This window comes from Massilia sp. CCM 8734, assembly GCF_011682155.1.
GTDB lineage: Bacteria > Pseudomonadota > Gammaproteobacteria > Burkholderiales > Burkholderiaceae_D > Telluria_A > Telluria_A rubra.
This window is the reverse complement of record NZ_WHJI01000008.1, coordinates 194042-201527: the sequence shown is the minus strand read 5'-3', so window position 1 is coordinate 201527 and position 7486 is coordinate 194042. Positions and strand designations below refer to the sequence as shown.

The following is a 7486-nucleotide window of genomic DNA, read 5'->3' as shown; positions in this document are numbered from 1 at the left end:
TTCCAGACCGACCTTGGCTTTGAACTCCGCCGTGTGAACTGTCCGTTTCTTTCGTTCCGTCATTTTGCTGTTTTCCCTGTTCAGGATTACAGCTTAAACCACTGTCTCAAATCATGGATCCACTATAGGCAGCGCGCGCCGCTTGGACTTCGTCAGCAGCACGGCGTTAGGTCCTGCATTTTATGTATGCAGTCGCCGTGCTGTCGTATCTTCCTCTATCTTGGCACGCAGAAAAGATAGCACGTCCGCACGCAGGAAAATCCATGCCTTTCCAACTCTGGTGCCAGGCAGCTGTCCGATGCGCGCCAACTGCATGATTGTCTCAGCATCCGCGTGCAGGAAGCGGTCCCTCCACCCGTGTTTACTAGACAACGCTAAACTTCACGCAAATCATGGAAGTTGATTGAAGGCTAGTACATTCCCTAGTATAAATTTGCTTTGTTGAAATGCGAAACTCACCGGCATGCACATGATCCACCGCCGTTTAGTAAATCTGCAAGATTCTAGTTGCATTTCGCTTCGTGCATGCCGCGCACAACGCAATTGACGGTCTGCCAGGCCCGAGACAGTGTCGCGCTGGTTTCGCATCGAGCTTCAAGGTGGGTTCCGTTCCCGGTCGAGGCATCGAGTGGGATGGCAGACCCGCTTCGCCTTGCGGTGCGGGAGGCTGCGCCCGGTTGACGGACGCCTGACACTTGCTGCCGCTATAAAAGAAAGCCCGATACAGGGCACGATCAGGAGACCAACATGACTTCAAGAACCCATCACGCTTGCCGCCCGCGCTGCCGCGTCACGCCCATCGCCATGGCCGTCGGCCTCGCGTTGCTCTCGCTGTCGAGCGCCCACGCGCAAAACGTGCCGGCTGCCCAGCTTGCCCAGCCGCCCGCAGGGCAGCCGACTGCGGCAGCAACGCCGGTCGCGGCAACATCAGCCGAGCAGGCCGCCGGCGCCGCCCCGACCAAAGTCGTGGTCACCGGTTTTCGCTACGCGATCGAGAAAAGCCTCGACCAGAAGCGCGAAGCCAATTCGATCGTCGAGGTCGTGACCGCCGAAGACGTCGGTAAATTCCCGGACAAGAACGTGGCCGACGCCCTGCAGCGCGTGCCCGGTGTCGTCGTCACCCGCAGCGGTGGCGAAGGCAAGAACGTCAGCGTGCGCGGCCTGTCGTCCGACCTGACCCTGACCCAGCTCAATGGCAACTACGTCGCCACCGCCGAATCGAACGGCGATCCGTCGCGTTCGTTCAACTACATGCTGATGCCGTCGAATATGCTCTCCAGCGCCGAGTTGTACAAGACGTCCGAAGCGCGCTTCGACGAAGGCGGCATCGGCGGCACGGTGATCCTGCGCACGCGCCGTCCGCTGGACGTCAAGTCGGGCTCCGGCTTCGTCAACGCCGAGGGCACCTGGGCCGACACCACCAAAAAGACTGACCCCCAGTTCTCCGGCCAGTACGCCTGGCACGACCAGAGCAACCGCATCGGCATTTTGGTCGGCTACACCCAGCAAAAGCGTACCACGCGCACGATGGGCGCCAGCACCGAGAACTGGCAGTGGTATGCCGACAGCTACAAGACGCAGCCGCCGGTCGGCGCGGACGGCAAGCCATCGAAGCTCAATTCGTTCTGGTGGGGCCAGTCGGGCTTCTACGACCAGTCGGGCAAGTACTACAGCAAATTCGCGATGCCGACCTCGGTCAACCTGGACGTGCGTACCACCGAGCGCGAGCGCAAGGGCGGGCAGCTGACCCTGCAGTTCAAGCCGCTGCGCAATCTGAACATGACGGCCAACTACTTCCGCTTCGACCTGCAGCAAAATTCCCAGCTGAACCAGCTGAAGGTCCCGGAATGGAATATCGCCCGCTACGACGGCGACGGCAACTGGCCGGGCGGACGCCTGCTCGACGGCCTGAGCTTCGACCCGAGCGGCACCATCGTCACCGGCGCGCAGTACAGCGCGCATCCGGGCAAAAAGTATTACTGCAACAGCGCGCAGGCCGGCGCGGGCGGCCTGGCCAATACCGGCGGCTTCGGCCCCGACGACTGCACCGTCCCGACACCGCAGATCACCGGCGGCTACAGCCGCGAGCGCGCGCTCTCGCAGACCGCCGACCTCGACATACAATGGAAGGGCACGTCGATCGACGCCACCTTCAAGGGCGGCCGCACCTGGGCCAAAGGCGGTCCGGAACTGCAGTTCGGCATGCCGATCAAACCACGCATGCAACATGCGGACAGCAGCTGGGTACTCGGCAACACCGCGACCTCGTGGGACGTGTCGGGCACGCCGTCCATGACCTTCGCGCCGCAACTGATGCAAAACCTGCGCAACGGCATCGGCGAGATCGACCTGGGCTCGACCTCGTCGTCGTGGGCCCGCAACAGCACCAAGCAGAACTACGCCCAGGTCGACCTGACCTGGCATGCCGACAGCAACTGGCTCGACTCGGTCCAGTTCGGTGCCAAGTACCGTGACGGCGGCACCAGCCGCAGCACCGGCAACAACTACTGGGCCTGCAAGGGACTCGACGCCGGCCAGTACGACAACCGCTACCAGAACGGCTGCGATGCGACGGCCAACAAGTTCCGTCCCGAATTCCTGTACGGCGAGTCGCTCGGCAACCTGACGGGCGGCCTCAAGGCCAGCGCCTTCCCGGCCATTAACTACCCGGCCTACATCTCGCACCTGAACCAGACCTATGGCCAGATGCAGACCCGTAACGAAGACAATTTCATCTACAACGTGAATGAAAAGATCATGTCGGCGTACCTGCAGGCGAACTTCAAGACCGATCGCCTGCGCGGCAACCTGGGCTTGCGCGTGGTGCGCACCCGGCAGCACGCCGATTCGACCGACAAGGTCGACTACTACAACGACTATTTCTTCGACGGTCCGGACGGCACGCCGGCACCTTGCCGCGCGGGTGGCCTGCCGGCCGCCGGTGCGCCCGCCGGTTCGGGCTGCACCAGCGGCTTCACGGTGGTGCCGGACAGCCAGACCAATCCGGCCACCGGCCACGTCTCGACCTATGTGGTCAGCTCGCTCGAACGCAAGTACACCGACGTGCTGCCGAGCCTGAACGTCGCCTACGACCTCAGCGACACCGTGCTGCTGCGCGGCGCGGCCTCGAAGGTGGTGGCGCGTCCGAGCTACAACGACATCGGTGCGCCAGGCGCGCTGAACTACTACGGCCAGGAATACGTCAACGACCGCCGCCTGATCGGCGGAGGCGACCGCCAGGGCTGGTTCGGGGAGGGCAGCAACAAGGATCTCGAACCGTACCAGGCCACCCAGTACGACCTGGGCGTGGAGTGGTATTTCCACCGCGGCTCGGTGCTCGGCGCCGGCGTGTTCCGCAAGAACGTCCAGAACTTCGCGGTGCCTGTGGTGCGCGACGTCAACCTGAACATCGGCGGCGAATCGATCGCGGTGCAGAATTACGCCACCAGCGCCGGCGGACGCGACGCGGTATCGAAAGGCGTGGAGCTGTACGCCCAGCTCACCTTCCGCAACGGCGTCGGCTTCCAGGTCAACTACACGTACAACAAGACCAACCAGGCCGCCATCACCCTGGCCGACGGCACCGAGATCGGCACCTCGCCGCTGGTGGGCAGCGCCAAGAACCAGGCCAACGTGACCCTGTTCTACTCGACCGACAAGCTGATGCTGCGCGCGTCGTACAACCGCCGCGGCCAGGTGGTCAACGGTCTGATGAACGGCTTGAACGTGTATGAAGAGCCGTTCAGCCAGGTCGACCTGAATGCGGCATATAACTTCACGCCGGAACTGAGCCTGACCGCGTCGGTCCTGAACGCGACCGCGGAAGAATCGCGTTCCTACCTGGGCAGCGACACCAAGGCGCGCTTCTACGCCAACAGCTACGCCGGCCGCGTGGCGTATGTCGGCTTGAACTATAAGTTCTGAGTCCGCATCCACCCTCGCCGCGCCGTCGGCGCCGGGAGGGTGTTTTTTGTTCCGGGACCGGTGTCGACCCTGCCGCGCGCCGCCCTCGATCCGGGTTCGCTGGCCGCCGCCGCGCGGGCGGCCGCCCCACTCCACAGGAGATCGTCCTCACATGAACAACACGCACACCATCGTATCGACCGTGGCCATGCTGCTGGCCGGCGCCGCTGCCGCCGGCGCGGCCGAACCGCGTTTCTCGACCTCGTTCGAAGCGGGCCAGCCCGCGCCCGCCACCCTGGCCGCCGAGGGCGTCAGGGTCGAACCCGGCGACGGCCCGGAGCGCCCCTATGCGGCCAAGCCGAAGGCCGGCTACAGCGGCGCGCGCGCGCTGCGCTACCGTGCCACCGGCAAGGGCGGACGGCTGCAGCTGTTCCCGGTCGATATCGCGATCGGGCGCGATACCACCCTGTCGTGGAAGGTGCTGCCGGAGATCGTCGACGGCGACATCGACTCCTCCACCGGCGTGGCGCTGGACCTGGTGCTCGACGACGGCCGCCGCATCTCCGGCCTGGACCTGCGTGACAACCATGGCGTGCGCGTCGATGCGGCCGCGCAGGCGCAGTCGCGCACGCTGTATCCGCAGCAGTGGGCGCACAAGGCGGTGCGGCTGGGTCAACTGGCGGGGCGGCGCATCAGGGCGATCGAGCTGGTGCTGCAGCCGACATCCGGAGCCGGCGCCAGCGGCTGGCTCGACGACATCGAGGTCACGCAGCAGGCGCGCAGCGCGGCAACGCGGCCGTCGGACCATGTCCTGACCACGCGCGGCACCCAGGCCAACGGCACTTTCTCGCGCGGTAACAACATCCCGGCCACGGCGACGCCGCACGGCTTCAACTTCTGGACCCCGGCCACCGATGCCGGCACCCTGAACTGGCTGTACCGCTGGAACGAGCAGAATGACGACGACAATCGCCCGCGCCTGCAGGCGCTCTCGCTGAGCCATCAGCCCAGCCCGTGGATGGGCGACCGCCAGAGCTTCCAGGTGATGCCGTCGAACGCCGCCGGCCAGCCCGACGCCGACCGCAAGCGCCGCGCGCTGTCGTTCTCGCACGAGAACGAAGTGGCGCGCGCCCACACCTACCGCGTCGACTTCGACAATGGCATACGCGCCGAAATCGCGCCGAGCGAGCGCGCCGCGATCTTCCGTTTCCGCTTCCCGCAAGGGGGCGACGCCAACCTGCTGTTCGATAATGTCGACGAGCGCGGCGGCTTGACCTTCGACGCCGCCACCCAGACCCTGCGCGGCTATACCGATACGCGCAGCGGGCTGTCGAACGGCGCCGCGCGCATGTTCGTGTTCGCGCGCTTCGACCAGTCCTGGCAGGATAGCGGCGCGATCGCCACCGGCCGTCCCACCGGCTACATCAAGTTCAAGGCCGACAAGGGCGAAGTGCGCATGCGCATCGCCACCTCGCTCATCTCGATCGAGCAGGCCGAACGCAACCTCGCGCTGGAAATCGGCGACGCCGCCTTCGACACCGTGCGCGAGCGCGCGCAGGCCGCCTGGGATGCGGAACTGGGCCGGGTCAAGGTCGAGGGCGCGAGCGACGACCAGCTCACCACCGTCTATTCCAATCTCTACCGCCTGTTCCTGTATCCGAACGTCGCCCACGAAAACGTCGGCACCGCGCAGCAGCCCGACTGGCGCCACGCCGACCAGAGCGGCTGGTCGACGGCCAACACCGGCGGCGACGCCGTGCGCACCTCGGCCCCCGTGGTGCCCGGGAAGGTCTACGTCAACAACGGCTTCTGGGACACCTTCCGCACCACCTGGCCGGCTTACACGCTGTTGGCGCCGACGCGCGCCGGCGAGATGGTCGACGGCTTTCTGCAGCAATACCGCGACGGCGGCTGGGTGGCGCGCTGGTCCTCGCCGGGCTATGCCGACCTGATGGTCGGCACCAGTTCCGACGTGGCCTTCGCCGATGCCTGGCTCAAGGGCGTGCGCGGCTTCGATGCGCACCAGGCCTACGAGGCGGCGCTCAAGAACGCCACCGTCGTGCCGCCCGTGTCGAACGTCGGGCGCAAGGGCCTGGGACGCTCGATGTACCGCGGCTACGCCGACGCCAGCGTCCACGAAGGCATGTCGTGGACGCTGGAAGGCGCGCTCAACGACTTCGGCGTGGCGCAGATGGCCACCGCCCTGGCCTGCGCCGAGGGCGACACTGCGCGTGGCCGCCGCTACCGCGAGGAAGCCGCCTATTTCAAGGCGCGCGCCGCTGACTACGCGCACCTGTTCGATCCGGCCACCGGCTTTTTCCGCGGCCGCGACGCCAAGGGGCAATGGCGCGAGGCGGCCGGCACCTTCGATGCGCGCCGCTGGGGCGGCGACTATACCGAAGCGAATGCCTGGAATTTCGCCTTCACCGTGCCGCACGACGCCGAAGGACTGGCCGGCCTGATGGGTGGCCGCGCCGCGCTGGCCAGGCGCCTCGACACCTTCTTCGCCACCCCCGAAGCGGCCGATGCCAAATTCTCCGGCAGCTACGGCCAGGTGATCCACGAGATGACCGAAGCGCGCGACGTGCGCATGGGGATGTACGCCCACAGCAACCAGCCATCGCATCACATCCCGTGGATGTATGTCACCGCCGGCCAGCCCTGGAAGACGCAGAAGATCACCCGCGACATCGTGGCCCGCCTGTACCTGGGCAGCGAAATCGGCCAGGGCTATGCCGGCGACGAGGACAATGGCGAGATGTCGGCCTGGTACACCTTCGCGATGATGGGACTATATCCGCTGCGGATGGGGTCTCCCGAATACGTGATCGGTTCGCCGGCCTTTGCCCGCACCGACGTGCGTCTCGAAAATGGACGCCTGCTATCGGTGATCGCGCACGGTAACAGCCCGGAGAACGTCTACGTGCAGTCGCTCAAGGTCAACGGCGCGCCCTGGAACAAACCGTGGATCCGGCACGCCGACATTGCCGCCGGCGCCACCCTGGAATTCACGATGGGCAGCAAGCCGTCGGCGTGGGGCAGCAATGCCGGCGCCTTGCCCGCATCGATGACCAGCGCCGGACAACGCCCCGCGGGCCTGCGTGACCGCTCGCAAGACGCAGCCCTCACCGTCGACGGCAAGCGCGCCCCCGGGCCGCTGGTCGACGACGATGCGGCCACCACCGTGGCGCTGCCGGCCGGCGCGGACGTCGGCTTCACTTTGCCCAATGCCGCCACCATCGTTCTCTACACCATCACCGGCGGCAAGGCGCCGGCGGGCACGCTGTCATGGACGCTGGAAGGGCGCGACGGCAGCGGCGCCTGGGTCGTGCTCGACACGCGCGAGAAGGAGCCGTTTGCGTGGGAGCGGCAGCTGCGCCCGTTCGGCGTCGCCAGGCCGGGCGCCTACCGGGAATACCGGGAATACCGGCTGCGCTTTGCGCAAGGCACACCGTTCGAGCTGGCGGAACTGGAATTGCTCGAAGCGAGGTAAAGGCCCGTGCATGCGGCGTTGGCTACAACGCGCTAAACACACCCACATAACCCTGCCAGTCGAGACGAGCGTGCGCGCGAGCGGCTACCA

The 7486-nt window shown here is 66.0% G+C and carries 3 protein-coding genes; all 3 read left to right on the top strand.

The window, feature by feature from the left end:
* Positions 1–240: hypothetical protein (locus F2P46_RS37020; protein ID WP_208296570.1), on the top strand; the 240-nt coding region annotated here is incomplete at its 5' end.
* A gap of 507 nt (positions 241–747) precedes the next feature.
* Positions 748–3924, top strand: coding sequence for a TonB-dependent receptor (locus F2P46_RS10300; RefSeq protein ID WP_208296569.1), 3177 nt, complete (start codon positions 748–750; stop codon positions 3922–3924).
* Positions 3925–4075: 151 nt separating this feature from the next.
* The gene (locus F2P46_RS10295) at positions 4076–7396 is read left to right on the top strand and encodes a GH92 family glycosyl hydrolase (protein ID WP_166888426.1); all 3321 of its coding nucleotides are present in this window, start codon (positions 4076–4078) and stop codon (positions 7394–7396) included.
* The last annotated feature ends 90 nt before the right edge of the window (positions 7397–7486 follow it).

Excerpts from the sequence above, each read along its gene's own strand:
- F2P46_RS10300 (WP_208296569.1), top strand. The coding sequence starts at position 748 with ATGACTTCAAGAACCCATCACGCTTGCCGCCCGCGCTGCCGCGTCACG.
- F2P46_RS10295 (WP_166888426.1), top strand. The coding sequence starts at position 4,076 with ATGAACAACACGCACACCATCGTATCGACCGTGGCCATGCTGCTGGCC.